Source organism: Actinoplanes sp. NPDC019969 (genome assembly GCF_055562375.1).
Genome location: NZ_JBVHFK010000009.1, coordinates 1 through 26015, shown reverse-complemented (window position 1 = coordinate 26015; position 26015 = coordinate 1). Strand labels below are relative to the sequence as shown.

The following is a 26015-nucleotide window of genomic DNA, read 5'->3' as shown; positions in this document are numbered from 1 at the left end:
CATCACCGTGTCCTTCACAGGTACACAGCCCCCGCAGAGCCAGGTATCGGACGCGCTCGCCAGCAACCGGCTCGGCGTCGCCTCCGTCGTCTTCTTCGTCATGTCGGCGGCCGCCCCGCTGACCGTCATCGCCGGTGTGGTGCCGACCGGTCTGGCCGTCACCGGGCTGACCGGCTTCGCCATCGCCTACATCGCCGTCGCGATGATCCTCGCGATCTTCTCGGTCGGGTACGTGGCCATGGCCCGGCACATCTCCAACGCCGGCGCCTTCTACGCCTACATCGCCCGCGGCCTGGGCCGCCCGTTCGGTGTCGGCGCGTCCTGGGTGGCGCTGCTGGCCTACAACCTGTTCCAGGTAGGCACCTACGGCGGCTTCGGCGCGATCGCCCAGCCGCTGTTCCTCGACTGGTTCGGCCTGGACCTGTCCTGGTGGGTCATCGCCCTGCTGTCCTGGGCGCTGGTCGCGATCCTGGGTGTCCGGGACGTGGCCGTCAACGGCAAGGTGCTGGCCACCCTGCTGGTCGCCGAGATCGTGCTGACCGTCGTCTTCTCGGTCGCCGAGATGTTCACCGACGGCTTCCAGGCCTCCGCCGCTCCGTTCGACCCGGCCAGCCTGACCGGCGCGGGCGCCGGCGCTCTGCTGGTCATGGCGATCACCGGCTTCGTCGGATTCGAGCAGTCGGTGGTGTTCAGCGAGGAGTCGCGGGACCCGCGGCGTACCGTCGCGCGGGCCACGTACATCGCGGTCGCCCTGATCGCGGTCCTGTACGCCTTCGCCGCCTGGGTGATGATCTCCGCCGCCGGCGCCGACAAGGTGGCGGAGCGGGCCGGGGCCGAGGGCCCGGAGCTGTTCTTCAACCTGGCCGCGGTCCCGCTCGGTGACACGGCCCTGCACCTGGGCCACATCCTGTTCCTGACCTCGATGATCGCCGCGATGATCTCGTTCCACAACATCATCTCGCGGTACATGTTCTCGCTGGGCCGCGAGGGTGTGCTGCCGCGCCTGTTCGGCCGGACCGTTCCGGGCACCGGCGCGCCGAAGAACGGCTCGATCGCCCAGTCGGTGATCGGCCTGGTGGCCATCCTGCTCTACGCGGTGATGGGCTGGGACCCGCTGGTGGAGATGTTCTTCTGGTTCGGCACCACCGGTGGCCTGGGCGTGCTGCTGCTGGTCACGCTCACCGCCTTCGCCGTGATCGGCTTCTTCGCCCGCAACCCGTCCGGTGAGAGTGTGATCCACCGGGTGATCGCCCCGATCGTCGGCGCGGTCCTGCTGCTGGTGGTCTCCTACCTGGCCGTGGACAACATCGCCCTGCTGCTCGGTGTCGAGCCCGGCAGCACTCCGGCGCTGGTCGCGCCGCTGTCGTTCGCGGTGCTGTTCGCCGGCGGCGCGCTGTGGGGCCTGGTCCTGCGGTCCAGCCGGCCGCAGATCTACTCGGGCATCGGCCTGGGCGCCCGCAGCGCGTCCGCCGGTGGCGGGTTCGCCGCGAGCCTGAACCAGGACGGCACGCGGTGATCCGTTCGGCGCGCAAGGACGAGATCCCGGCGATCGGGGCGCACATCTCGCACGCGTTCAACGACCTGGACGCGAACGTCTACGCGGTGCCGGACCCGGCGCAGCGCGAGCAGGTGATGGCGGCCTTCTTCGCCCTGCACGCCGAGCACGCCCTCGACCACGGCCGGGTCGACGTGATCGACCACCCCGATGGCGGATTCGCCGCGGTCGCGGTGTGGTTCGACCACGTCAACGAGCTGCCGGAGCAGCCGCTGTTCGTGGAGCGGCTGTCCGAGGTGGCCGGCGAGCACCTGGGACGTCTCGCGGTGATCGGCGAGCTGCTGGAGAGCCACACCCCGCAGGAGGAGCACTGGCACCTGTCGTTCCTCGCGGTCCGGCCCTCCGAGCAGGGCCGTGGCCTGGGCGGGCAGCTCATGCGGCGTACCCATGAGGACCTGGTCGCCGAGGGCATCCCCGCCTACCTGGAGGCGACCAACGAGGACAATGTGCGCCTCTATCAGCGGCACGGGTACACCCCGATGACCCCGTTCCGGATCCAGCTGCCGGACGGCGCGTCCTTCTACCGGATGTGGCGCGCGGTCTGAGACCAGAAGTCAAGGGGGCGGACGCGATGCGTCCGCCCCCTTGACGTGTCCGCATGCGCGTAATTTCATCGTAACCAGGTCCAACGCAGCGTTGCCGACCGGTTACCCGCCGCTGCCGCGCATCGCCGGCCGGAGGGATGCGCATGCTCGCAGACGAGGTGCTGACGATGGGGCGCATCGGCGTGGACCTCTACCCGGAACAGATCGGCGTTCCCCTGCGCGAGGTGCGCACGTTCGCGAAGTCCCTCGGCGGCAGCCCGTCCAACGTGGCCGTCGCGGCCGCCCGGTACGGCAGGCGGGCCGCGGTGATCACCCGTACCGGCGCCGACGGGTTCGGTGACTTCCTGCACGACGCGCTGCGCGGCTTCGGCGTCGACGACCGGTTCGTGACGTCGGTGCCGGGGCTGCCCACGCCGCTGGCGTTCTGCGAGATCTTCCCGCCGGACCACTTCCCGCTGACGTTCTACCGCTACCCGAAGGCCCCGGACCTGGAGATCCACGAGTCCGACCTGGACCTGACGGCGATCCGGGCGGCCGGGGTGTTCTGGATGACCGGGACGGGGCTCAGCGCCGAGCCGTCGCGCACCGCCACCCTGACCGCGCTGCGGGCCCGCGAACTCACCGATCACACCGTCTTCGACCTGGACTACCGGCCGATGTTCTGGGCGTCGCGGTCCGAGGCCCGGCACTGGTACGCGGAGGCTCTGCCGATGGCCACGGTCGCGGTCGGCAACTCCGACGAGGTGGAGACGGCGGTGGGCGTACCGCACCCGCAAGAAGCCGCGGCCCGGCTGATCGCCGCGGGCCCGAAGCTCGCGGTGATCAAACGCGGGCCTGCCGGGGTCTTCGCGGCGACCGCCACCGAGAGCGTGGAGATCCCGCCGGTGAAGATCGAGACGATCAACGGGCTCGGGGCGGGGGACGCGTTCGGCGGGGCGCTCTGTCACGGCCTGCTGGCGGGCTGGCCGCTCGCGGAGACGATGCGGTTCGCGAGTGCCGCCGGAGCCGTCGTCGCCTCGCGGATGTCCTGTTCGGAGGCCATGCCGACGGAGGCGGAGGTACGTGCCCATGACTGAGGCGCGGGTCAACCCCCTGGTGCCGCGCGGCAGTTCGGCGGACCGGCCGTTCGACGTGCTGGTCACCCCGGAGACGGCCGGCTGGGAGTACAGCGGGCTGCGCGTGGTGCAACTGCCGGTGGGCGGCCGGGTGCGGTTCCTGACCGGATCCGACGAGGTGCTGGTTCTGCCGCTGATCGGCGGCTGCGACGTGGCCTGCGACGACGAGCGGCTGACGCTGACCGGCAGGCGTTCGGTGTTCTCCCGGGTGACCGACTTCGCCTACCTGCCCCGCGGTTGCGCGGTGACCTTGCGCGCGCCGAACGGCGGCCGGTTCGCGCTGCCCGCCGCCCGCGCCGAGCGAACCCTGCCGTTCCGCTACGGCGCGGCCGAGGACGTGCTGGTGGAGTTGCGCGGCGCCGGGCAGGCCAGCCGTCAGGTCAACAACTTCTGCACCCCGGAGACGTTCGAGACCGACCGGTTGATCGCGTGCGAGGTGCTGACCCCGGGCGGGAACTGGTCGTCGTATCCGCCGCACAAGCACGACGAGCAGCACGCCGACGAGAGCAGCCTGGAGGAGATCTACTACTTCGAGGTCGCCGCCTCGCCGGCGGGTGGGCACGGGTGCGGCTACCAGCGGGTGTACGGCCACCCCGACCGCCCGATCGACGTGTGCGCCGAGGTCCGATCCGGCGACGTGGTGCTGATCCCGTACGGCTGGCACGGCCCGTCGATGGCCTCGCCCGGTTACGACCTCTACTACCTCAACGTGATGGCCGGCCCCGGCGAACGCCGCTGGCTGGTCCGCGACGATCCGGCGCACGGCTGGGTGCGTGGCCGCTGGGCCGCCGAACGTGTCGACGCCAGATTGCCGTTGACCTCTACTCGGGAGAGAAGGCGCGGGTGAAGCAACGGTTGACCGTCGGCCAGGCCGTCGTACGTTTCCTGGCGAACCAGTGGACCGAACGGGACGGCGTCGAGCAGCGGGCGGTGGCCGGCGTCCTCGGCATCTTCGGGCACGGCAACGTCGCCGGGATCGGGCAGGCGTTGCTGCAGGCGCAGCGCACGGGCTCACCGGACATGCCCTATCGGCTGGCCCGCAACGAGCAGGCCATGGTGCACACGGCGGTCGGTTACGCCCGGATGCGCAACCGGTTGTCGGCGATGGCGTGCACCGCGTCGATCGGTCCCGGTGCGACGAACATGCTCACCGGGGCGGCGCTGGCCACGGTCAACCGGCTGCCGGTGCTGCTGCTGCCGTCGGACGTCTTCGCCACCCGGGTCGCCACGCCGGTGCTGCAGGAGCTGGAGGATCCGCGGGCCGGCGACGTGTCGGTCAACGACGCGTTCCGGCCGCTGTCGCGGTTCTTCGACCGGGTCTGGCGGCCCGAGCAGTTGCCGGCGGCGCTGCTGGGGGCGATGCGGGTGCTGACCGACCCGGCGGAGTGCGGCGCGGTCACGGTCTGCCTTCCCCAGGACGTGCAGGCGGAGGCGTACGAGTTCCCGGACGAACTGTTCGCCCGCAGGGTCTGGCACGTGCCCCGGCACACCCCCGACCCGCTCGCGCTGGAACGGGCCGCCGCCGTGATCCGGGGCGCCGCCCGGCCGCTGATCGTCGCCGGGGGCGGTGTCATCTACTCCGAGGCGTCCGCCGCCCTGGACCGGTTCGCCCGGGAGACCGGCATCCCGGTCGCCGACACCCAGGCCGGCAAGGGCGCGCTGAGCTGGGATCACCCGTGCGCGGTCGGCGGGGTCGGCGCGACCGGCAGCCCGGTGGCGAACCGGCTGGCCCGCAACGCCGACGTGGTGCTCGGCGTCGGGACCCGCTACTCCGACTTCACCACCGCCTCGCGCAGCGCGTTCCAGCGGCCGGACGTGCGGTTCGTGAACCTGAACGTGACCGGGTTCGACGCCGGGAAACTGTCCGCGCTGGCGCTGACCGGTGACGCCCGGGCCGGGCTGAGCGCGTTGTTGCCGGCGCTGCACGGGCGCCGGTTCAGCGCCGACTACCGGGATCAGGTGGCGGCGTGGAACCGGCGCGTCGAGGACGCGTACCGCGGCAAGGGCGGTAACGGTGACCTGCCCACCCAGGCCGAGGTGATCGGGGTGGTGAACGAGGCGTGCGGAGCACGCGACGTGGTGGTGCAGGCCGCCGGGAGCCTGCCCGGCGACCTGCAGCGGCTGTGGCGGGCCCGGGACCCGAAGCAGTACCACGTGGAGTACGGCTACTCCTGCATGGGTTTCGAGATCGCCGGCGCCCTCGGCATCAAGCTCGCCGAACCCGGCCGCGAGGTGTTCGCGCTGGTCGGTGACGGCTCCTATCTGATGATGGCGCAGGAGATCGTCACCGCGGTCGCCGAGGGCCTGAAACTGATCGTGATCATCGTGCAGAACCACGGGTTCGCGTCCATCGGCGGCCTGTCCGAGCAGGTCGGATCGCAGCGCTTCGGCACCGAGTACCGGTACCGCAACCCGCGCAGCGGCGACTACGACGGCGCCCGCCTGCCGGTCGACCTGGCGGCGAACGCGGAGAGCCTGGGCGCAGCGGTGATCCGCTGCCGCAGCATCGCCGACCTGGTCGAGGGCGTGAAGACGGCCCGGGACGCGGAACGGCTCACCGTCCTGCACATCGAAACCGGCCCGCACACGCCGGCGCCGTCGTCGGAGTCCTGGTGGGACGTGCCGGTCGCCGAGGTCGCCACCCTGCAGAGCACCCGCGACGCGCACGGCGAATATCTCGCCGGCAAACGCGACCAGCGCCACCATCTGCGACCGGGAGGGCTCTGAATGGCGACCATCGAGCACTGGATCAACGGACGCAACACCGGCGGGAACTCCACTCGCCGGGCGCCGGTGTATCAGCCGGCCACCGGCCGTCACCAGCACGACGTGCTGCTGGCCTCGGCGCAGGACGTGGACACGGCGGTCGGCGCCGCGGCGGCGGCCTTCCCGCAGTGGAGCCAGGCGTCGCTGAGCGAGCGCACCCGGGTCCTGTTCGCCTTCCGGGAGCTGGTCAACGCGCACAGCGCGGAGATCGCCGAGATCGTCTCGCACGAGCACGGCAAGGTGCTGTCCGACGCCGCCGGGGAGGTGCAGCGCGGGCTCGAGGTGATCGAGTTCGCCTGCGGCATCCCGCAGCTGCTCAAGGGGTCCTACTCGGATCAGGCGTCGGCCGGGGTCGACGTGTTCAGCTTCCGGGAGCCGCTCGGGGTGGTCGCCGGGATCACCCCGTTCAACTTCCCGGCCATGGTGCCGATGTGGATGCATCCGATCGCCATCGCCTGCGGCAACACGTTCGTGCTCAAGCCGAGCGAGCGGGATCCGTCGTCGGCCGGGTTCGTCGCCGGGCTGTGGCAGCGGGCCGGGCTGCCGGACGGCGTCTTCAACGTGGTGCACGGCGACAAGGTCGCGGTCGACGCGATCCTGGACCATCCGGGCATCGCCGCCGTCTCGTTCGTCGGATCCACCCCGATCGCCCGGTACATCCACGAGCGGGCCACCGCCGCGGGCAAACGGGTGCAGGCGCTCGGCGGCGCGAAGAACCACGCGGTCGTGCTGCCGGACGCGGACCTCGGGTTCGCCGCCGAGCATCTGATCGCGTCGGCCTTCGGGTCGGCGGGCGAGCGGTGCATGGCGATCTCGGCGGCGGTGCTGGTCGGCGACTCGGACCGGCTCGTCGACCTGCTGGCGTTCAAGGCGGCGACGATCAAGGTGGGCCCGGGACACGATCCGGCGAGCCGGATGGGCCCGGTGATCACGGCGGCCGCGAAGGAGCGGATCGAGAATCTGATCGGCGCGGGGGAGCGGCAGGGCGCGACCGTCGCGGCCGACGGGCGGGGCCTCAAGATCGCGGGGTACGAGGACGGCTTCTACGTCGGCCCGACGGTCCTCGATCAGGTGACCCCCGCGATGGACGTGTACCGGGAGGAGATCTTCGGGCCGGTGCTCTCGGTCCTGCGGGTGGACGGCGTGGACGACGCCATCGAGATGATCAACCGGAATCCGTACGGCAACGGCACCGCCGTCTTCACCGGCAGCGGGGAGGCCGCCCGCCGGTTCCAGCGCGGCGTGCACGTCGGCATGATCGGGATCAACGTGCCGATCCCGGTGCCGATGGCGTACCACTCGTTCGGCGGCTGGAAGGACTCGCTGTTCGGGCAGAGCCCGATCTACGGCCCGGAGGGCGTCGCCTTCTACACCCGGTCCAAGGTGGTCACCCAGCGGTGGCCGTCGTCGGCGGCGGCGTCCGAGGCGTCGCTCTACTTCCCGACGGCCCGGTGACCGCCGTGCTGCACCTGGGAAGCTGCCCCGACTCGTGGGGCGTCTGGTACGCCGACGACCCCCGGCAGACCCCGTGGCGGCGGTTCCTCGACGAGCTGGCCGCGGCCGGATACCGGTGGCTGGAGCTGGGACCGTACGGCTACCTGCCCACCGACCCGCATCAGCTCGCCGACGAGATCGCCGCCCGCGGGCTGCGGGTCACCGGCGGGACGGTCGGCGGGGCCGGCGGGCCGCACGGCGACTTCACGGCGGTGCTCGCCGAGACCCGCCGGGTCGCCGAGCTGACCCGGGCCGTCGGCGGCAGCGAGGTGGTGTTCGTGCCGGTGCCCGGCTACCGCGACGACCGGACCGGCGGCTACCTGGAGGCGGCCGAACTCGGCGAGGGCCAGTGGCGGGTGCTGCTCGCCAACAGCGACCTGCTCGGGCGGGTGCTCGCCGAGGAGTACGGGCTCGCCTTCCGGTTCCATCCGCACGCCGACTACCAGGTCGAATATCAGCGGCAGGTGGAACGGTTCCTGGACGGCACCGATCCGCGGTTCGTGTCGCTGTGCCTGGACGTGGGGCATCTGGCGTACCGGCGGGCCGACGTGCTCGGTCTCATCGGCAGATACCCGGAGCGGGTCGGGTACGTCCACCTCAAGCAGATGGACCCGGAGCTGGCCAACCGGGCCGCCGCCGAGGATCTCGCGTTCGGGCAGGCGGTGTCGATGGGGGTGAGCGTCACCGCGCCGGCCGGGGTCCCGGCGTACCCGCCGCTGCTGGACGCCCTGACCGCGCTTGGCCGGGACCTGTTCGTCGTCGTCGAGCAGGACATGTACCCGTGTGACTTCGACACCCCGCTGCCGATCGCCCGCCGTACCCACTCGTACCTGACATCGCTGGGAGGTTTCGCGTGAGAAGACGTGCGCTCACCGCCGGGGTCGCGGCGCTGTTGCTGGCCGGCGCCTGCAGTGAGGGCGGCCGGCCGGAGACGCAGCAGGCCGCCGGGTACACCATCGCGTTCGTCACGCACGAGACGCCCGGCGACACGTTCTGGAACATCGTGCGGTCCGGGGCGCAACAGGCGGCCGCGGACGTGAACGTGGAGGTCCGGTTCTCCAACGATCCGGACGCCACCAAGCAGGCCGTCCTGATCCAGCAGGCGGTCGACGCGAAGGTGCAGGGGATCGCGACGACGCTGGTCACCCCGGACGCCCTGGCCGGGTCGGTGAAGGCGGCGACCACGGCCGGGATCCCGGTGGTGGGATTGAACGCCGGCATCGACCGGTACCGGGACCTCGGCGCGCTGATGTACTTCGGCTCCGACGAGACGGTCGCCGGGACCAGCCTCGGCGAGCGGATCGCGGCGTCCGGGGCGAAGCATCCGCTCTGCGTCATCCACCAGACCGGGTCGGTGGCCCTGGAAGCCCGCTGCGCCGGGGTCAAGAGCAAGCTGCCCGGGACGGAGAATCTCCAGGTCAACGGGGCCGACGACGCGGCCGTCACGTCGACGTTGCAGGCCAAGCTGGCGCAGGACAAGAGCATCGACTACGTGGTGGCGCTGACGGCGCCGGTCGCGCTGGACGCGATCAAGGCCGGGGCCACCGCGAAGATCGTCACGTTCGACCTGAACAAGGAGACCGCGCAGGCGATCAAGGACGGCAGGATCGAATGCGCGATCGACCAGCAGCCGTACGCCCAGGGCTACATGGCCGTCACGTCGCTCTACCTGTATCTCAAGAACGGCAACGACCTGGGCGGCGGCAAGCCGGTGCTGACCGGGCCGTCGTTCGTGGACAAGGACAACATCGACACGATCCTGCCGTACGTCGAGAAGAACACCCGTTGACCCGGCGGCCGGAGATCGGCGCGCTCGCGGCGGCCGGTGTCATCTTCGTGTTCTTCCTGGCCGTCGCGCCGGCGTTCCGGTCGCCCGAGGCGTTCTTCACGGTGCTCTACCAGTCGTCGACGATCGGGATCGTCGCGGTCGCCGTCGGCATGCTGATGATCGGCGGCGAGTTCGACCTGTCGGCCGGGGTGCTGGTCACCTCGGCCGGGCTGGTCAACTCCCTGTTCTGCTGGCACCTCGGGATCAACCTGTGGGTGGGCGCCGTACTGTCGCTGCTGTTCTGCCTGGCCGTCGGCTTCCTCAACGGGTGGCTGGTGATGCGCACCGGGATCCCCAGCTTCCTGATCACCCTCGGCACCTTCTTCATCCTGCAGGGCGCGAACCTCGGCGTCACCAGACTCGTCACCGGTGCGGTGGCGAGCCCGGATGTCAGTGCCATCGACGGGTTTCGCTCGCTCGGGCTGATCTTCGCGTCGAGTTTCGCGGTCGGCCCGGTGACGGTCTGGGGGACCGTACTGTGGTGGGTCCTCTTCGTCCTCATCTCGGGGTGGATCCTGCAACGGGCCCGGAGCGGGAACTGGATCTACGCGGTCGGCGGGGCGGCGGACAGTGCCCGGGCGGCGGGGGTGCCGGTCGTCCGTACCAAGATCGGGCTCTTTCTCGGGGTATCGTTCCTGGCCTGGTTCGTCGGCATGCACAACCTGTACCGGTTCGACACGCTGCAGGCCGGCGGCGGGGTCGGCAACGAGTTCCTCTACATCATCGCCGCGGTGGTCGGCGGCACCCTGCTGACCGGCGGGTTCGGCAACGCCACCGGGGTCGCGGTCGGGGCCTTCCTGTTCGGCATGACCAGCCTCGGCATCGTCTACGCCGGCTGGGACCCGAACTGGTTCCGGGCGTTCCTCGGCGTGATGCTGCTGGCCGCCGTCATGGTCAACCTCTACCTCAGGCGGGTGTTCCGGTGATCCGACTGTCCGGAGTGGGCAAGGCGTACGGGCCGATCCGCGCCCTGCACGACATCGACCTGCAGGTCGACGCCGGGGAGGTGACGTGCGTGCTGGGCGACAACGGCGCCGGCAAGTCCACCCTCATCAAGATCATGTCGGGGTTGCATCCGCACACCTCCGGCCGGATGTTCGTCGACGACCGCGAGACCGTCCTGCGATCCCCGCGCGAGGCCCTCGACCTCGGCATCGCCACCGTGTACCAGGATCTCGCCGTGGTCCCGCTGATGCCGGTGTGGCGCAACTTCTTCCTCGGCGCCGAACTCACCACCGGCCGCCTCCCGCTGCGCCGGCTGCGGATCCGCGAGATGAAACGGACCGCCGAGACCTCCCTGGCCGACATGGGGATCACGATCGCCGACATCGGCCAGCCGATCGGCACCCTCTCCGGCGGGCAGCGGCAGGGCGTCGCCATCGCCCGTGCCGTCCACTTCGGAGCGCGCGTGCTGATCCTCGACGAACCCACCGCCGCGCTCGGCGTCCGCCAGTCCGGCATCGTGCTGCGCCACATCGCCGCCGCCCGCGACCGGGGCCTCGGTGTCGTCCTGATCACCCACAACCCGCATCACGCGCACCTGGTCGGCGACCACTTCGTGGTGCTCAAACTCGGCGCGGCGGTGCTCGACGCCCGCCGTGGCGCGGTCACCCTCGACCAGCTCACCGCGCAGATGTCCGGCGGCGACGAACTCACCGAACTCGCCCGCGAGCTGCGGCGGCCCACATGAGCCTCGCCATCGGGGTGATCGGCACCGGCATGATCGGCCGCGAGCACATCCGGCGGCTCACCACCGTGCTGTCCGGGGTCCGGGTCACCGCCGTCTCCGATGTGGACGACGAACTGGCCGGCCGGGTCGCGGACGCCGTCGGGGCGCGGGTGCTGCCCGGCGCGAAACTCATCGCCGACCCGTCGGTGGACGCGGTGCTGATCTGCTCGTGGGCCGGCACCCACGAGGAGTACGTGCTGGCGGCGATCGCCGCCGGCAAGCCGGTCTTCTGCGAGAAGCCCCTGGCCACCACGTCCGCGGCCTGCCTGCGGATCGTGGAAGCCGAGTCGGCGTACGGCCGGCGCCTGGTCCAGGTCGGGTACATGCGCCGGTACGACGTGGCCTATCAAGCCCTCAAACGCGAACTCGACCGGGGCACCATCGGCGCGCCCCTGATGATGCACTGCGCCCACCGCAACGCCGGGGTCCCGTCGTTCTACGCGCCCGATGACATGATCACCGACACGGCGGTGCACGAGATCGACATGGTGCGCTGGATGTTCGGCGCCGAGGTCGAGGCCGTCCGGGTGCTGCGGCCCCGGCCCAGCAGCCACGCCGGGGAACTGCCCGACCCGCTGCTGCTCGTCCTGGAACTCACCAACCGGGTGCTCGTCGACGTGGAGATCTCGGTCAACGCGCAGTACGGCTACGACATCCGCGGCGAGATCCTCGGCGAGACCGGGACGGCGGCGCTCGGTGAGCTGAGCCCGGTCGCGGTCCGGCGGACCGGGCGGCTCACCAGCCCCATCCCGGCGGACTGGCGGGAACGGTTCCGGGCGGCCTACGACGTCGAACTGCGGGAATGGGTGGACACGCTCCGCGCCGGCGGGGAGGTGGCGGGGCCCGACGCCTGGGACGGGTACGCGGCCACGACGGTCTCGGCGGCGGCGCTGCTGGCGTTGCGTACCGGGGAAAGGGCCGGCGTCGCGCTCGCGGCCCGCCCGCGACTGTATCGCCGGCCGTGAGTGGCATCATCGGCTGATGTCCTTGATCGAAGACGCCTGCCGGGCGATCGGCGCGGAGATCGCGGGGGATCCGCGCTATGCGCACACCAGTCATCTGCGGGTGCAGGTCGCGGGGGAGACGGTGTTCGACGAGCACTATCGCGGCCCGCTCGTCGCCGACGTCTTCTCGGTGACCAAGACCGTGCTGGCCACCGTGTGCGGGATCGCCGCCCGCGACCGCGTCGTCGATCCCGCCTGGCGTCACCTGCTCACGATGACCCGTGGCGCCCGGGTCGACGACACCGACGAGGTGACGGCCCTGCCGTCCGGGCAGGCCGCCCGGTTCGCCGCGGCCCCACGGGAGCATCCGCCGGGTCAGGTCTTCCAGTACGACGACGGCGCGTTCCACCTGCTCTCCGCGCATTTGGCCGAGGCACTGGGCGAACCCGTCGCGGACTACGCCGCCGAGCGCCTGTTCCCGCCGCTCGGCATCGAGGACGCGGTGTGGCCGGCCGACCCGGACGGTGTCACCTTCGGGTTCGCGCACCTGCGGCTGTCCGCGGCCTCACTCGGCCGCCTCGCCGAGGAGTGGCGGCAACCGTCCCTGATGGATCCGGCGTTCGCGGCCGCGATGATGCGCGCGCACACGCCCGGCGGCCCGCCGGAGGGTCTGCCCTACGGGTACGGCGTGTGGGTCGGCGACGGTTACGTGATGGCCGGTGGCTGGGCCGGGCAGCACGTGCTCGTGCTGCCCGGCGCCGTCGTGGTCACCACCGGCGACCCCGGCTTCACCCCGGGCCCGCCGCCGCGCGACGAGCTGCCCCCGGACTGGAGACCGGCCCTCGACCTGATCCGCCGACATCTGCTGCCGCTCCTCTGACGGCACCGGGCATCCGCCGCGGTCGACCGTACTAACGCTGCGGCAGCACCAGCACCTGGCCGACGATGATCCGGTCCGGGTCGGCGATGACGTCCCGGTTGAGGTTGAAGATCTCCCGCCAGCGGTCGCCGTCGCCGAGCTGCTCCCGGGCGATCTTGGTGAGGTTGTCGCCGCGGACCACGGTGTACAACCGCGGGATCGGCCCGGTCGGCTGCTCCGGCGGCAGCAGGAGCACCTGGCCGGGGAAGATCCGGTTCGGGTTCGGGATGGTGGCCCGGTTCAGCACGAAGATCTCCGGCCAGCGGGCCTGGTTGCCGAGCTTCGCCCCGGCGATGCCGGCCAGGGTGTCGCCACGCTGCACCGTGTACGTCCGCGGCACCGCCTGCGCCCCCGGCAGCACCTTCGCCAGGCGCAGCAGGTCGGCCAGCTCGAAGTGGCCCGGCCGTTCCGACGGCAGGGTCGGCTTCCAGCCCGGCGACTTCAGGATCGAGTCCTCGCTGCGGCGGACCAGCCCGACCAGAACCTCGGCCACGATGGTGCTGCCGACGGGGCCCAGGTGGTCGCCGTTGTGCAGGGCCTTCGCCTCGGCGAGCACGTAGTACCAGAGCGGCGTACGCGTCAGGAACTCGCTCTCGTCCAGAGCCGCCCGCTGCGCGTCGTTGCCCGCCGCCGCCCGGATCTGGTCCTTGCTGAGCGCTTCCACGCCGATCAGGTCGGCGATCGCCTGACCGGTCGGCAGCCGCAGACGATAACCCCGGAGCAGATTGCGTACGGCCAGCCGGGCCGCGTCCGGCGGAGTCTCCTTCTCGCCCTTGGGGTTACGCAGCCCGAACAACGATCCACCGGTCGGTGTGTTGATCCCGAACGACGCCAGGCTGGTGTCGATCCTGCGGGCCTTCTGCACGGTGTCGCCGGAGCCGGCGATGTTCTCCCACTCGATGATCCAGTTCTCCGGGAGCGTCTCGAACGGGCCGGCCCCCAGGTCCTCGCCGAGCTGCCCGCTCAGCGCGGTGAACGTGAACAGCAGATCCAGCGACGCGTTCGCCGGCCCGCCGACCCGGAAGTTGGAGTTGAAGTTGTACAGCCCGCGCACCATCGAGTGCCCGAACCGGTAGGCGGCGACAGCGAACTCCAGGGGCATGAAGAACGGCTCGGCGTACGGGTTGAACCACCGGTTGCCGTTGACCACGACGTCCTCGACGATCTCCGGGTCGGCGACCCGCTTGAGGAAGTCCTGGATCACGATGTGCTGGTAGTGCTGGCGCAGCACCCGGCGCGCCTCCCGGAACGGCAGGCCCTGGTCGATCAGCACGTTGTGCGCCTTGAGGAACGCCACGTGCAGCTGCGAGATGATGGTGTTCTCGTCGTTGCGCGGATCGCCGATCAGCGCGGCCCGGTCGTGCTCGAAATCGGTGCTGCGCGGCTCCCGCGGCAGGTCGTTGTCGTCGCCCTTGTCCTTCGGGCGGGCGAACGGCGGGTTCGGGTTCCCGGTCTTGCTGACCTTGCCGACCAGCAGCTTCCGCTCGTTCTGCGGGTCACGCGGCGCCGGCAGGCTGTAGAGGCTGTCCAGGTCCAGGGTGGCGGTGCGCTGATTGCGCAGCACGGCCCGGATCTGGTCCAGCGACAGCGGCTGCATGGCCGGGTCGAGCAGCACGGCCATGCTGCCGGAGCCCAGCCCCGACTTCTGGATCTCCAGGGTGATGTCGTGGTCGACGAACTGTCCGAAGTAGGTGTAGACCGCCGGGATCGGGCCGTTGTCGGCCGGGTTGTCGTCGGTCATCGCCCCGCCGAGCCGCTTCAGCTTGGCCGGCGTGTCCGGTAACCGGGGCAGCAGGTTCGCCTCGTCGTCCTGCAACGTCGGGAACAGCAGGTCGAACGGGTGCGAGCTGACCGGTGGGGCCAGGGCGAACGCCACCGGCGAACGGGTGGCGCAGGCGGCGAGATCCTGGAGAGCGCCGGCGACGTCGTCGTCGGTGATCGGTCGGCCGTGTGCGAGTCGGGGCATGGTGAATCCCTTCGCTCATCTGGTGCCTGTGCGCTTCTTCTGAAGGCCGGTGTCTCTCAGCGGTCACACTAGGCAGCGGCGTCTCCGAGCGAAGACAGGATGACGACACAAGGCCTGGCGCCGGTTGGCAGATGGTGCCAACGCGCCACCCCGCGCCGGCCGGCGGTCAGCGCGTGCGCAGACCGTCGAAGGCCAGGCCGGCGACGGTGTCGGCGATGGACTCCGGGGCGCCCCTATCAGGCCTGTACCACTCGATCAGCGAATTCACCATGCCGAACAGCAGCCGGGCCGCGGTCGCCGGGTCCACGTCGGCCCGCACGCCGCCCTCGGCCTGCGCCTGCTTCACCAGATCGGTGACGGTGCGGTCGAAGGCGCGGCGACGGGTCAGGGCCTGCTGCTCGGCAACGGTGTTGCCGTGCACACGCAACAGCAGGGTGACGAACTCCAGGCGGTCGGCGAGGACCAAAACGCTGTCGCGGATCAATTGCTTGAGGCGTACGGTCGCCGCGCTCCCGCTTCTCGTGGCCTCCTCCGCCGCGGCCTCCAGGCCGCCCAGCGCCCGGTCCACCGCCATGGTGAGCAGCTGCTCCTTGCCGCTGACATGGTGGTAGAGGGTCGACTTGGTGATGCCCAGCGACTCGGCGATGTCGAACATGCTCGTCGCGTCGTAACCGTGGGTGTTGAACAGCCGGACGGCGGCGGTCAGGACCGCATCCTGATCATGACCGGGGCGGCCGCGGCGCCGGGTGCTGTCCGTGTTCTTCACAGGTGAAAATCTAGTACTTGATTTACCGACCGATCGGGCGGTTAATAGACGGCATGACGAGTCCCGCTGAGCTCTACCACGCCCACCACGAGCTGCTGGACCGCGCGATCTCGGCGGCCTCGGCCCGTGACTACTGGTCCGCTTTCCCCGAGTCACCCAGCAAGAAGGTCTACGGCGAGGAGGCCGCTCCGTCCGGCGACCGGGCCTTCACCGCCCTGCTCGGGCAGCCCTTCCCGATCGATGTGCCCGGCGCCGTCGGCAGCGTCGCCACCGAGCGCTCGCCCTACGGCATCGAGCTCGGCGTCAGCTATCCGAAAGCCGATCCCCTCGCCCTCGTCGCCGCCGCCCGCGCCGCCGTCCCCGGCTGGCGTGACGCCGGCCCGCAGGGCCGCGCCGGGGTCGCCGCCGAGATCCTGCGCCGCCTCCACGCCCGGGTGTTCGAGCTGGCCCACGCCGTGCAGCACACCACCGGCCAGGCCTTCGTGATGGCGTTCCAGGCCGGCGGCACCCACGCGCTGGACCGCGGCCTCGAGGCCGTCGCCTTCGCGCTCGCCGCCACCACCCGGCTGCCCGCCACCGCCCCGTGGGCCAAGGGCCCGCTCGCCCTGGAGAAGACGTCCACCGTCGTCGGCCGCGGCGTCGCCCTGATGATCGGGTGCACCACGTTCCCCACGTGGAACGGTTTCCCCGGCCTCTTCGCCAGCCTCGTCACCGGCAACCCGGTGATCGTCAAGCCGCACCCCGGCGCGGTGCTGCCGCTCGCCATCACCGTTCAGGTCTGCCGCGAGGTGCTGCGCGACGCCGGGCTCAACCCCGACATCGTCACGCTCGCCGCCGAGGAGCCCGGCGACGGCATCGCCGCGACCCTCGCCACCCACCCCGACGTGCGGGTCGTCGACTTCACCGGGTCCAGCGAGTTCGGCGACTGGCTGGAGGCGAACGCGCGCCAGGCCGTCGTCTACACCGAGAAGGCAGGTCTCAACACCGTCGTCCTCGACTCCACCGACGACTACCAGGGCCTGCTCGGCAACCTGGCGTTCTCCCTCTCGCTCTACAGCGGCCAGATGTGCACCACTCCGCAGAACATCCTGATCCCGCGCGACGGCATCACCACCGACGCCGGCCGCCGCAGCCCCGACGAGTTCGGCGCCGACCTGGCCGCCGCCCTCGACAAGCTGCTCGGCGACCCCCGGCGGGCCGGCGGCACCCTCGGCGCGATCGTCAACGACGGCGTCTTCGCCCGCCTCACCGAGGCCGGCGCCGCCACCGGCGTGATCCACCCGTCCACCGCGATCGCCGACGAGCAGTTCTCCGGCGCGACCATCCGGACCCCGCTGGTGGCCCGCCTCGACGCCGCCGACGAGAAGACGTACACCCGCGAGTGGTTCGGCCCCGTCTCGTTCCTGATCACCACCGACTCCACCGAGCACAGCCTGCAGATCTTCACCGAGACGGTGCGGGCCCACGGCGCCCTGACGGCCCTGGTCCACTCCACGTCACCGTCGGTGCTGTCCGCGGCCCGTTCGGCGGCTCTCGACGCCGGTGTCCACCTCTCGGAGAACCTGACCGGCGGCGTCTTCGTCAATCAGACCGCCGCCTTCAGCGACCTGCACGGCACCGGCGCCAACCCGGCCGCCACCGCCTCCCTGACCGATGACTGGTTCGTGACCGGCCGCTTCTTCACCCTCCAGTCCCGCCGCCACACCCCCACCCCGGACCCGTCATGACCGACCCCTTCTCCTCTCCCTCTCCGCCCTCGCCGTCGGTTCCGTCCTCTTCGCCCACGACTTCCGCCTCTTCTTCGCCTTCTGTTCCGGCGGTGGCGGCCGGCTCCCCGGAAGGCAACGCCGCCGCGGTGCCTTCTGCGTCCGGCCCCAGCGCGGCATCCGCTTCGTCCTTCCCGTCTGGCTCAGGTTCGGCCTCTGATTCGTCCTCCGCCCCTGACTCGGGCACGGTGGCAGCCTCTTCTCCGGCCGCTTCGACTTCCGGGGCTGCGGCGACCTCTTCTCCCACCTCACCTGCCGCTTCTCCCACCTCACCTGCCGCTTCTCCCACTTCACCTGCCGCTTCTCCCACCTCACCTGCCGCCGGGCCGCCGGGGCCGGGGACGACCGGGATCAGAAGTGGATTCGAGGAGGCGATCGCCCGGGATCAGCGGATCGAGCCGGCCGACGACATGCCGGACGGCTATCGGCGCACGATGGTCCGGCAGATCGCCCAGCATGCGCATTCGGAGATCATCGGGATGCAGCCGGAAGGGGAGTGGATCACCCGGGCGCCGACGTTGCGGCGCAAGGCGATCCTGCTCGCCAAGGTGCAGGACGAGGCGGGGCACGGGCTCTACCTCTATTCGGCGGCGGAGACCCTCGGCGCCGACCGCGGGGATCTGACCCGCCGGCTCATCGAGGGCAAGCAGAAATACTCGTCGATCTTCAACTATCCGACCCGCTCGTTCGCTGACACGGGCGTGATCGGCTGGCTCGTCGACGGGGCGGCGATCTGCAATCAGGTGCCGCTGTGCCGCAGCTCCTACGGGCCGTACGCCCGCGCGATGATCCGCATCTGCAAAGAGGAGTCGTTCCACCAGCGGCAGGGATACGAACTGCTGATGACCATGATGCGCGGCACGCCCCGGCAGCGCGAGATGGTGCAGGACGCGGTGGATCGCTGGTGGTGGCCGTCGCTGATGATGTTCGGCCCGCCGGACGCGCAGTCACCCAACACCGCGCAGTCGATGGCCTGGAAGATCAAGCGGCACACCAACGACGAGCTGCGGCAACGCTTCGTCGACATGACGGTTCCGCAGGCCGGGGCGCTCGGCGTCACCCTGCCCGACCCGCTGCTGCGGTGGAACGAGGAACGCGGCCACTACGACTTCGGCCGGCCCGACTGGGACGAGCTCAAGCGGATCATCTCCGGGGACGGGCCGATGAACCGGCAGCGGCTCGAGCGCCGCCGCCGGGCCGACGAGGACGGCGCCTGGGTCCGGACCGCCGCGGCCGCGCACGCCGCCAAGACGGCGTCCGCCGGAAACATCGCGGGAGGGGTTTGATGGAGAGGCACGAGTGGCCGCTGTTCGAGGTGTTCGTCCGGGCGAAGCGCGGGCTCAATCACGTGCACGTCGGGTCGTTGCGGGCGGCTGATCACGAGATGGCGCTGCACCATGCCCGGGACCTCTACACCCGCCGCAACGAAGGCGTGAGCATCTGGGTCGTGCGGTCGGACGCCGTCGCGGCCAGCGACCCGGCGGCGAAGGAGTCGATGTTCGAGCCCAGCCAGGACAAGGTCTACCGGCATCCCACGCACTATGCGATCCCCGACTCCGTACCGCACATCTGAGGTTGACCATGGCCTTCGACGACGCCTACGACGCGCTGACCGATCATGAGGACGATGCCCGGTGGGCATACGGGACCGGGTTCAGCGACCCGCTCGCCGGTGTGCCCGGTGACCTGCCGGACGGGGTGGACCGCGCCGACCTCGCCGCGTACTGCCTGATGCTCGGCGACGACGCCCTGATCATGTCGCACCGCCTGCAGGAGTGGGTGACCCGCGCACCCGAGCTCGAGGACGAACTCGCGCTGGCCAACATCGCGCTCGACCTGCTCGGCCAGGCCCGGCTGCTGCTCACCCGGGCCGGCGTCGCCGAGGGCTGGGGCCGCGACGAGGACGACCTGGCGATGCGCCGTGACCCGTCGGCGTTCCGCAACGTGTGCCTCGTGGAACGCGCCGACGACGACTTCGCGCAGCTGGTGGCCCGGTTGTGCGCGTTCTCGGTGTGGCGGCTCGCGCTGCTCGACAGGCTGACCGGCTCCCGCGATCCGATGCTGGCGGCCATCGCCGCGAAAGGCGTCAAGGAGGTCACCTACCACCGGGACTACGCGGCCCAGTGGGTCGTCCGGCTCGGCGACGGCACCGACCTCTCGCACCAGCGGGCCGCCGCCGCGGTCGAGGCCCTGACCCCGTTGCTCGACGAGCTGTTCCAGCCCCATCCGATCGAGGCGCGCCTGGCGCGCGAGGGTGTCGCGGTCGACCCGTCGACCCTGCGCGACGACTTCGACGACGTCTGGGATTTCGTCCTGACCACCGCGGCCCTCGGGCCGGCCGGCGCCGTCCGGGAGCCCCGGCCCGGCCCGTCCGTCCCGCACGACAGGCGCACCGATTCCGCCGACGCCGCTGTACCCGGAACCGACGGCTCCGCGCGCATCGCTTCTGCCGACGGAGACGCCGGTCAGGCCGGGACGGCCTCGGGGGAGCGGCCGGTGGAAGCGGGACTGCGCGGGCGGGACGGGGTGCACGGGCCGGCACTGGCGGAGATCCTGGACGAGATGCAAGGGGTCGCGCGGTCGATGCCGGGTGGAGTGTGGTGAGCGCGGTGGTGACGGCGGCCGAGGTGGTGGGGGCGGTCACGGATCCGGAGTTGCCGATGGTCACGCTCGCGGAGCTGGGGATCGTCCGGGACGTGCGGCAGGAGCCGGACGGGGTGGTCGTGACGATCACCCCGACGTACTCGGGATGCCCCGCGATGGAGACCATCTCCGCCGACATCCGGGTGGCGTTGCGGCGGGCGGGCTTCGGGCGGGCCGAGGTGCGTACCGTGCTGGCGCCCCCTTGGACCACGGACTGGATCAGCGAGACCGGGAAGCGCAAGCTCGCCGAGGCCGGGATCGCCCCGCCCGGGGCGGCGCCGGTGCGCCGGGCCGGGCCGATCCCGTTGACCCTCGCGGCACGGCCCGTGCCGGTGGCCTGCCCCCGATGCGGGCACACCGAGACCGAGACGGTCGCGGCGTTCGGCGCCACCGCCTGCCGTGAGCTGCGCCGATGCCCGGCCTGCCGGGAGCCCTTCGAGCACATGCGGGAGATCTGAGATGCCGCCACGGGGGTTCCATCAGCTACGGGTCGCCGGCGTGGACCGGTTGTGCGCCGACGCGGTCGCGGTGACCTTCGAGGTGCCGGCCGAGTCGGCCGAACGCTATCGGTTCCGGGCGGGCCAGTCGCTCACCGTGCACCGGGACGGCGAACGGCGTACCTACTCGATCTGCGCGCCGGTCGGCTCCGCCCCGCGCATCGGCGTCCGCGAGGTTCCCGGCGGGCGGATCTCCCGGTGGATCGTGCACGATCTGCGGCCCGGTGACCTGGTCGACGTCGCGCCGCCGTCCGGGGTCTTCACCCCGGGCGAGGCGGCGGGCGGCCGGCATGTGCTGATCGCGGCCGGTTCGGGGATCACGCCGGTGCTGTCGATCGCCGCCTCCCTGCTGCGGGCGCCGGGGACCGAGGTCACCGTGTTCTACGGGAACCGGCGTGCGGACACCGTCATGTTCGCCGAGGAACTCTCCGACCTGAAGGACACCTATCCGGACCGGCTCGAACTCGTGCACGTGCTGTCGCGGGAGCCCCGCGAGTCCGAGCTGTTCAGCGGGCGCCTCGACGCGGAACGGATCCGGGCGCTGCTCCGGCTGCTGGTGGACGTGCCGGCGGTGGACGACTGGTGGCTGTGCGGGCCGTTCGGCATGGTCACCGACGCCATGGAGGTGCTCGGCGAGTCGGGGGTGCCGGCCGAGCGGGTGCACCGCGAACTGTTCTGGGTCGACGAGGCGCCACCACCGCCGGACCGGCCGGAGACCGTCACCGACGGCCCGAGCAGCGAGGTCACCGTGGTGCTGGACGGGCGGTCCACCACGATCACGGTCCCGGAAGGGGTGACGCTGCTCGACGGGGCCCAGCGGTTCCGGCCGGATCTGCCGTTCGCGTGCAAGGGCGGCGTCTGCGGCACCTGCCGGGGGCGGGTCACCGACGGGGAGGTGCGGATGCGGCGCAACTTCGCGCTGGAGGACGCCGAGGTCGCGGCAGGGTTCGTGCTGACCTGCCAGAGCGTGCCGGCGTCACCGAAAGTGGTGGTCGACTTCGACGAGTGAGCGGGAAATGCGCTTCCCGTACGGGTGATCGCGGAGCATCATCACCCGGATGCGGATCAGGGCGGCGCGGTCGAGTGACCTGCCGGAGTTGCGCGAGATCGAACGAGCGGCGGGCGAACTGTTCCGGGACATCGGGATGGCGGAGATCGCCGAGGACGAGCCGCCGTCGATCGAGGCGCTCACCGGGTATGTGAACGCGGGCCGTGCCTGGGTCGCCGTCGCGTCCACCGCCGGGGACGAGAGCTTCGAGGTGGAGGGTGCGGTCGTTGGCTACCTCATCGCGGATCTCGTGGACGGGAGCCTGCATGTCGAGCAGGTGTCGGTTCATCCGCGGTATTCGCGCCGGGGTGTGGGACGGCGGCTGATCGAGCACGCGGCGGACCATGCGAGAGGGATCGGGGCGCGGGCGCTGACTCTCACGACGTTCGCGGAGGTGGCGTGGAATGCGCCGTACTACGAGCGGTGCGGGTTCGTTGTTCTGACGGACGGCGAGGTCACGCCGGGGCTGAGGGCTGTGCGGGAGCATGAAGCGGCGGCCGGGCTGGATCGGTGGCCACGGGTCTGCATGCGGCGAGAGCTGCACCTTAAAGAGTGAAATATCCGAAATGTCAGTGGTGGTGGCGCTGTCATGAGGGCGAGGTCGGCAGGATGAGAGCCGACCCCACCGGCGGCACCGGGAGACGGCGATGAAGTCACTGGCCTTTCGCGTAATGAGCGGTGCGATTGCCGCTTCGGTCCTGATCGTTCTGCCCGTCACCGCTACCGCGACGGCCTCCTCCCTGCTCACCAGCGCTTCGACGGGGGCGGTGCGGGGAAGCGAGGGCACGCGGACGGCGATCGGCCCGCAAACGGAGGGCGCTTCTGCGATGGCGCGGCCACGAACCGGGGGCGCTGCTGCGGGCTTGGGAACCGTTGGATCGGCGGGGGGTGTGCCGGTGGGTGCGCGGTTGCCGTTCCGGCTGGTGGTTCCGGGGGCGACGGCGCAAGGCGCCTACGAGTTGCCCGGGAACCGGACCGGTGGGGGTGCGGCTGACAGCGCGCGGCCCGGCACGGGTGACGACCGGAAACCGCGCGTGAGCAAGCCGGACGGCCGCATCTCGATCACCCTCAAGATCACCCGCGGCACCCGGTGCGGCGTGTTGCAGACCACCACCAACGGGCCCGCTGACGGGATCGAGTGGTACACGTTCGGTGTGTTGTGCAAGCCCGGCACGGCGACCTTCCGTACCGAGGCGAACCGTCTACCGTGGAGCGCCGGAACCCTCCCGTCGGTGCGGCTGTGCAACGGCCTCAGCCCGGCGCTCGCCGAGGGCGACGACTGTGACGGCTACGAGCCGCCCCGCAGCGCCTGAACCGAGGACATCCATCCGGCGCCGGCCCACCGAACACCTCCGGACGCCGCGGCCTCGTCGGACGGCTCCGCCACGAGCAGGGCCATGCCGGCCGAGCGATCAGGTCCGCAGGACGCGTGTGACCGCCTCGGCGGCGATCAGGTCGTCCAGGCGGGAACGGTCCGTGTTGGCGCAGAGCACGATCGAGGCGCCCGCGGTCAGTGGGGCCATCAGCCAGATCAGTGGTTCCTCGCACGCCGTCGTGTCGATCAGCACCCGATCGCCGGCGACGATCCCGCGGGCGGTGACGACGGCGGCGGCTGCGGCCCCGTACTCCCCGAAGGTCGTGCCGTCGACCGTGGCCGGCTCGCCCACCGCAACCCCGGACGGGGGTGGCGGCGCGCCCAGATGCGCCCGGGCGGCGGGCGGGAAGTCACGATAGCCCGGCGGCACGTCCGGCGACGGCGCGCCGCCCGGGGCGAGACCGAGCACGAACTGGAACCGGGCGGCCGGCACCTCCTCCAGCCAGCTGCCGACCCGCCGCCGTTCCACGAACGTCACGTCCAGATCGGGCCCGGTGTCCGGGGACAGCCCGGCGGCGCCCCAGCCGCGGAACGACACCTCGATCCCGGACGCCCACGCGCCGAGCAGCACCGCCGCGGTCTGCCAGTGCGGCGGCAGCAGCACACCGGCCCGGCTGCCGCGTCTCAGCCCGCACTCACCGGCGAGCAGCGCGGCGGTCGCTGCCACCCAGGCGCCCAGTTCGGCGGGGGTGAGCCCGGTCCGCTCCCCGGTGGCGCCGTCGTAGTAGGTGATCAGGTGCTCACTCATCGCGCACCCACCCTACCGGCGGCCGACTCCCGTGGACATCACTCAGGCGGCTTGGAGCCACGTGCGTTCGCGGGCCTCGGCGGCGTAGCGGGCCAGCAGGTGCACGGTGCGCGGGCCGGCTTCGCCGTCGGCGGGCAGGCCGGTGCGGGCCTGGAAGTAGCGGACCGCCTCGACCAGTGCCGCCTCGTCGGACCCGACCCGCACGCCGAGGTCGGCGAAGAGCTCCCGCAGGGCTTCCGGGTCGGCGGTCGGAACCGGCTCGGCCCAGCCGATCAAACCACCGACGGCGCTGCCGACCAGGCTGAGCATTCCCCGTGTGGACATCTTGACCTCCCGATGTGTGCTGGCTACCTCCAGCATCTCGGCAGGAGCTGTGCCTGACATCTGCCCAAAGTCTCCAAACCCTGTGTGCCGATACGCCTTTCGGCCGACCCGTCGCGCTGATAACGCCGGGGCGGCCGGGGACGGCACTGTGAGCTGGATCAATCCCCCTGACGGGGGTTGACAGACCAAGGCAAATCGGACCCTATTGCCGGGTACGGAGGTCGCGCGGCCGGCATTCCCGCAGCGCCGCCGCCGGCTCGCTGATCGTGGGACCGAACGGCCGCCGTTCCACGGTGGGCCGCGGCCGTCCGATCCGCGGGCGATCCCTCTGATCGCCGGCTGAGAATCCGCCGGGCGCTTGCTGAGCCGGAACGGTATCGGCCGGGATCGCGGCGGAGGCGGGCAAGCCGGGAACGGCAGCGGAAGGGCCGTCGGGGGAGGAGAACGGGGGACCGGGGAGCAGCACGCCGACGACCCTAGACGGCGCCGGCCGACGTTCGGGTTGCCGCGCCGGATACACCCGGACGGGCTACCGGCGGGCACAGCGAAGTCACAGAGGGCTCACCGCCGGCGAACAAGATCGGGGCGCAACCTCGATGGCATGACCGACCTGATGACCCGCCCCACCCCGGCCGAGCAGAACACCGGCCACATCCCGCCCATGATGGTGCAGCCGGTCCGGGACCCGCGGTGGAAGCGCCGTGTCGCCGGCGGCGCCGCGGTGCTGGTCCTGATCGCCGGTGGCGGCAGCACGGGCGCGGTGCTGGCCGAGCAGTACCTGACGACCCCGGCGGCAGCCGCCTCGTCGACGATCAGCGAGGGCAGCGACCTGGCCCCGATCGTCGCGAAGGTCCAGCCGAGCGTGGTGACCGTCCTGGTCGACAGCGCCCGCTCGTCGTCGCTGGGCTCGGGGGTGGTGCTGAGCGCGACCGGGCTGATCCTCACGAACCACCACGTCGTCGCGGCGGACGGCACCGTCAGCGTGCGGCTGTCCACCGGGCAGACAGTGCCCGCCACCGTCGTCGCCTCCGATGCCACCCACGACCTGGCGCTGGTGCAGGCGACCGGGCTGTCCGGCCTGACCCCGGTCACGTTCGCCACCGACGACACGGTCGCGATCGGCGACACCGTGCTCGCGTTCGGCGCGCCGCTCGGGCTGGAGGGCACCGTCACCTCGGGCATCGTCTCCGCCCTGGACCGCACCCTGGACGCCGGCGACGAGAAGCTGACCGGTCTGCTGCAGACCGACGCGGCGATCAATCAGGGCAACTCCGGTGGCGCCCTGGTCGACATGTCCGGCCGGGTGGTCGGCATCAACGTCGCGATCGCCACGACCGGCGACAGCAGCGGCAGCGTCGGCCTCGGGTTCGCCATCCCGGCCGGCACGGTCACCGACGTGGTCCGCCGGCTCCAGGCCCAGGTGTGACATGTCACGGTCGGTGATGGCCGCCGATGTGGCCGTGGTGCGGCGGCGGGATGCGTCAGAGGACCGCGCGGAACTCCGGCCAGTGGCCCCAGAACCGCTCGACCTCCTCGATCACGTTCTGCATCCCGGCGGCGACGTCCGGCGGGACCGGTGTGCCGTCGTCCCAGGTGGGAGCGTTCGGCAGGTAGTAGAGGCCACCCCGCACCCCGGGTTCCACGCCGAGCGTCAGCACGTGCCCGTCGACCTCGAACTGGGTCGCGAAACGGCGGCTGCGCAGGATCGCGCCGGAGTGGTGCCGGGCTTCCCCGTGCTGCAGTTCCTGCACCGTCATGATCTTCTCCTTACCGAGCCGGAATGTGACCCTGGTAACAGTGAGTACGCCCCCAGCGGCCCCGGCGTTCAGGATCGCCACCCGATTTCTTCGTGCGCGCGGTGGATCGGCTGGTTCTCATGGCTGTCTCAAGCGCGGCGAGACAGCCAAGAAAAACCGCCCTTCCAACGCGCGGCCAGGCGGGCCGCCCCTACCGGTGTGGACGGGGCGGCCCGGATACGGTGGGGAGC

At 71.4% G+C, this 26015-nt stretch carries 26 protein-coding genes; 21 read left to right on the top strand and 5 right to left on the bottom strand.

All coding sequences use genetic code 11. The annotated features are described in order from the left end of the window. Positions 1–7: 7 nt before the first annotated feature. From ACZ3II_RS25785 to ACZ3II_RS25730, 12 genes are all read left to right on the top strand, one after another. The gene (locus tag ACZ3II_RS25785; protein ID WP_465520299.1) at positions 8–1516 is read left to right on the top strand and encodes an APC family permease; all 1509 of its coding nucleotides are present in this window, start codon (positions 8–10) and stop codon (positions 1514–1516) included. After that, positions 1513–2100 (top strand): GNAT family N-acetyltransferase, encoded by a 588-nt coding sequence (locus ACZ3II_RS25780; RefSeq protein WP_465520298.1) that lies wholly within the window; start codon positions 1513–1515, stop codon positions 2098–2100. The genes ACZ3II_RS25785 and ACZ3II_RS25780 overlap by 4 nt, the downstream gene beginning before the upstream one ends. A gap of 143 nt (positions 2101–2243) precedes the next feature. Next, complete coding sequence (iolC, locus tag ACZ3II_RS25775) at positions 2244–3176, top strand: 5-dehydro-2-deoxygluconokinase (RefSeq protein WP_465520297.1); 933 nt, start codon at positions 2244–2246, stop codon at positions 3174–3176. Then, entirely contained in the window at positions 3169–4062 is an 894-nt protein-coding gene (gene iolB, locus ACZ3II_RS25770; protein WP_465520296.1) for a 5-deoxy-glucuronate isomerase, read from the top strand. The genes iolC and iolB overlap by 8 nt, the downstream gene beginning before the upstream one ends. Continuing rightward, positions 4059–5942, top strand: a complete 1884-nt coding sequence (gene iolD / locus ACZ3II_RS25765; RefSeq protein WP_465520295.1) for a 3D-(3,5/4)-trihydroxycyclohexane-1,2-dione acylhydrolase (decyclizing) — start codon at positions 4059–4061, stop codon at positions 5940–5942. Before iolB ends, iolD begins: the two co-directional genes overlap by 4 nt. Further along, positions 5943–7436, top strand: coding sequence for a CoA-acylating methylmalonate-semialdehyde dehydrogenase (locus tag ACZ3II_RS25760; protein WP_465520294.1), 1494 nt, complete (start codon positions 5943–5945; stop codon positions 7434–7436). Next, positions 7433–8332, top strand: coding sequence for a sugar phosphate isomerase/epimerase family protein (locus tag ACZ3II_RS25755; RefSeq protein WP_465520293.1), 900 nt, complete (start codon positions 7433–7435; stop codon positions 8330–8332). The genes ACZ3II_RS25760 and ACZ3II_RS25755 overlap by 4 nt, the downstream gene beginning before the upstream one ends. Next, positions 8329–9264, top strand: a complete 936-nt coding sequence (locus ACZ3II_RS25750; protein WP_465520292.1) for a substrate-binding domain-containing protein — start codon at positions 8329–8331, stop codon at positions 9262–9264. Before ACZ3II_RS25755 ends, ACZ3II_RS25750 begins: the two co-directional genes overlap by 4 nt. Beyond that, positions 9261–10229: an ABC transporter permease gene (locus ACZ3II_RS25745; protein ID WP_465520291.1), complete on the top strand. Its 969-nt coding sequence runs from the start codon at positions 9261–9263 to the stop codon at positions 10227–10229. Before ACZ3II_RS25750 ends, ACZ3II_RS25745 begins: the two co-directional genes overlap by 4 nt. Then, on the top strand, positions 10226–10993 hold the full coding sequence (locus ACZ3II_RS25740) for an ATP-binding cassette domain-containing protein (RefSeq protein ID WP_465520290.1): 768 nt from the start codon (positions 10226–10228) through the stop codon (positions 10991–10993). The genes ACZ3II_RS25745 and ACZ3II_RS25740 overlap by 4 nt, the downstream gene beginning before the upstream one ends. Further along, positions 10990–11997, top strand: a complete 1008-nt coding sequence (locus ACZ3II_RS25735; protein ID WP_465520289.1) for a Gfo/Idh/MocA family oxidoreductase — start codon at positions 10990–10992, stop codon at positions 11995–11997. The genes ACZ3II_RS25740 and ACZ3II_RS25735 overlap by 4 nt, the downstream gene beginning before the upstream one ends. Before the next feature lie 16 nt (positions 11998–12013). Next, positions 12014–12856, top strand: coding sequence for a serine hydrolase domain-containing protein (locus ACZ3II_RS25730; RefSeq protein WP_465520288.1), 843 nt, complete (start codon positions 12014–12016; stop codon positions 12854–12856). Positions 12857–12887: 31 nt separating this feature from the next. Here ACZ3II_RS25730 and ACZ3II_RS25725 read toward each other — a convergent pair whose 3' ends face one another. Beyond that, positions 12888–14861: a LysM peptidoglycan-binding domain-containing protein gene (locus ACZ3II_RS25725; protein WP_465520287.1), complete on the bottom strand. Its 1974-nt coding sequence runs from the start codon at positions 14859–14861 to the stop codon at positions 12888–12890. A 166-nt stretch (positions 14862–15027) separates the two neighbouring features. After that, positions 15028–15627 (bottom strand): TetR/AcrR family transcriptional regulator, encoded by a 600-nt coding sequence (locus tag ACZ3II_RS25720; RefSeq protein WP_465520286.1) that lies wholly within the window; start codon positions 15625–15627, stop codon positions 15028–15030. A 53-nt stretch (positions 15628–15680) separates the two neighbouring features. Here ACZ3II_RS25720 and paaN point away from each other — a divergent pair, with 53 nt between their 5' ends. From paaN to ACZ3II_RS25680, 8 genes are all read left to right on the top strand, one after another. Next, complete coding sequence (paaN, locus tag ACZ3II_RS25715) at positions 15681–17354, top strand: phenylacetic acid degradation protein PaaN (RefSeq protein WP_465520285.1); 1674 nt, start codon at positions 15681–15683, stop codon at positions 17352–17354. A gap of 449 nt (positions 17355–17803) precedes the next feature. Further along, the gene (paaA, locus tag ACZ3II_RS25710; RefSeq protein WP_465520284.1) at positions 17804–18679 is read left to right on the top strand and encodes a 1,2-phenylacetyl-CoA epoxidase subunit PaaA; all 876 of its coding nucleotides are present in this window, start codon (positions 17804–17806) and stop codon (positions 18677–18679) included. After that, positions 18679–18966, top strand: a complete 288-nt coding sequence (gene paaB, locus ACZ3II_RS25705) for a 1,2-phenylacetyl-CoA epoxidase subunit PaaB (protein ID WP_465520283.1) — start codon at positions 18679–18681, stop codon at positions 18964–18966. Before paaA ends, paaB begins: the two co-directional genes overlap by 1 nt. Positions 18967–18974: 8 nt before the next feature. Next, positions 18975–19997: a 1,2-phenylacetyl-CoA epoxidase subunit PaaC gene (gene paaC / locus ACZ3II_RS25700; RefSeq protein WP_465520282.1), complete on the top strand. Its 1023-nt coding sequence runs from the start codon at positions 18975–18977 to the stop codon at positions 19995–19997. Positions 19998–20002: 5 nt separating this feature from the next. Then, positions 20003–20494, top strand: coding sequence for a 1,2-phenylacetyl-CoA epoxidase subunit PaaD (gene paaD / locus ACZ3II_RS25695; RefSeq protein WP_465520648.1), 492 nt, complete (start codon positions 20003–20005; stop codon positions 20492–20494). A gap of 1 nt (position 20495) precedes the next feature. Continuing rightward, positions 20496–21542 (top strand): 1,2-phenylacetyl-CoA epoxidase subunit PaaE, encoded by a 1047-nt coding sequence (paaE, locus tag ACZ3II_RS25690; RefSeq protein WP_465520281.1) that lies wholly within the window; start codon positions 20496–20498, stop codon positions 21540–21542. A gap of 88 nt (positions 21543–21630) precedes the next feature. Further along, on the top strand, positions 21631–22137 hold the full coding sequence (locus tag ACZ3II_RS25685) for a GNAT family N-acetyltransferase (protein ID WP_465520280.1): 507 nt from the start codon (positions 21631–21633) through the stop codon (positions 22135–22137). Between the two features lie 340 nt (positions 22138–22477). Beyond that, positions 22478–22894: a hypothetical protein gene (locus ACZ3II_RS25680; RefSeq protein WP_465520279.1), complete on the top strand. Its 417-nt coding sequence runs from the start codon at positions 22478–22480 to the stop codon at positions 22892–22894. Between the two features lie 99 nt (positions 22895–22993). Here ACZ3II_RS25680 and ACZ3II_RS25675 read toward each other — a convergent pair whose 3' ends face one another. Next, entirely contained in the window at positions 22994–23704 is a 711-nt protein-coding gene (locus ACZ3II_RS25675) for a TIGR03089 family protein (RefSeq protein WP_465520278.1), read from the bottom strand. A gap of 42 nt (positions 23705–23746) precedes the next feature. Continuing rightward, complete coding sequence (locus tag ACZ3II_RS25670; protein WP_465520277.1) at positions 23747–24028, bottom strand: peptidoglycan-binding protein; 282 nt, start codon at positions 24026–24028, stop codon at positions 23747–23749. A gap of 601 nt (positions 24029–24629) precedes the next feature. Between ACZ3II_RS25670 and ACZ3II_RS25665 the strand changes: the two genes are divergently transcribed. Continuing rightward, complete coding sequence (locus ACZ3II_RS25665; protein WP_465520276.1) at positions 24630–25454, top strand: S1C family serine protease; 825 nt, start codon at positions 24630–24632, stop codon at positions 25452–25454. A gap of 55 nt (positions 25455–25509) precedes the next feature. On the opposite strand, the gene ACZ3II_RS25660 is transcribed toward ACZ3II_RS25665, so the two are convergent. Further along, a complete protein-coding gene (locus tag ACZ3II_RS25660) occupies positions 25510–25785 on the bottom strand; it encodes a hypothetical protein (RefSeq protein WP_465520275.1) in 276 nt (91 codons plus the stop codon). Positions 25786–26015: the final 230 nt, after the last annotated feature.